Source organism: Pantoea sp. ME81 (assembly GCF_903970985.1).
In the GTDB taxonomy this organism is placed as follows: Bacteria; Pseudomonadota; Gammaproteobacteria; order Enterobacterales; family Enterobacteriaceae; genus Pantoea; species Pantoea communis.
Map to the genome: position 1 here is coordinate 1 of NZ_CAJCKS010000366.1, position 970 is coordinate 970.

The following is a 970-nucleotide window of genomic DNA, read 5'->3' on the forward strand; positions in this document are numbered from 1 at the left end:
GTAAACCCAGAATCGGACGCGGGGGATCATCCGGATGCACTGCCATACGAATGCCGGCTTCTTCTGCTACCGGAATAATGGCGCGCAGGAAGGTCGCGAAGTTTTCACGTAACTCAGCTTTGCCGATGCCGTCATAACGGGCTAATTGAGCACGGAACTGGTCCAGCGTGTAACCTTCTTCTGCACCCGGTAAACCAGCGATGATATTGCGCGTCAGGCGGGTTTTATGTGCTTCGCTCATGTTGGCGAAACGCTCAGCTGCCTGCGCTATTTCCGTGGCGCTGTAATCCTTCTCCGCACCGGGACGTTGCAAAATGTGCAGCTCAAATACGGCAAATTCGATCTGATCGAAACGCAGCGCTTTCGCGCCATCGGGTAACAGATATTCAAGGTCTGTGCGCGTCCAGTCGAGAATCGGCATGAAGTTGTAGCAGACGGTTTTAATACCGCACTGCGCCAGATTTCGCAGAGACTGCTGGTAATGACGGATCCACTTCTGACACTCACCGCTGCCGGTTTTGATCTCTTCGTGAATCGGCACGCTTTCCACCACTGACCACACCAGCCCAGCGGCTTCCACGATGGCTTTACGCTGCATAATTTCGTCCACCGACCACACTTCGCCGTTAGGGATGTGGTGCAGGGCGGTGACGATGCCGGTCGCGCCAGCCTGTCGTGCATCGGCAAGAGAAACGGGATCATTTGGGCCATACCAGCGCCAGGTCTGCTTCATGTTGTTACCTCTTTTAGGTCCTGAAAATGAAACCCAGGACAATTCTTATATTGGTTGACCTATTTATCGGTTAGCGCACCGCTTATGGCGTGGATTGCGCTCTCAGAGCCTAAAATTCGGCTCTTTAACGTCTGATGTCAACCTCGTAAGCCATTTTGGTTAACCAGATCACAAATGCGGCATCTGAGTGGCGACCAGGTTCCGCATCTGTGGTTCACTCCTGGCGGATGGTTAGAG

1 protein-coding gene is annotated in these 970 nt (G+C 53.4%); it reads right to left on the minus strand.

The features are described from left to right. On the minus strand, window positions 1-733 hold a 733-nt coding region (uxuA, locus tag H7A81_RS27390; RefSeq protein WP_182059353.1), incomplete at its 3' end, for a mannonate dehydratase. Window positions 734-970 lie beyond the last annotated feature (237 nt).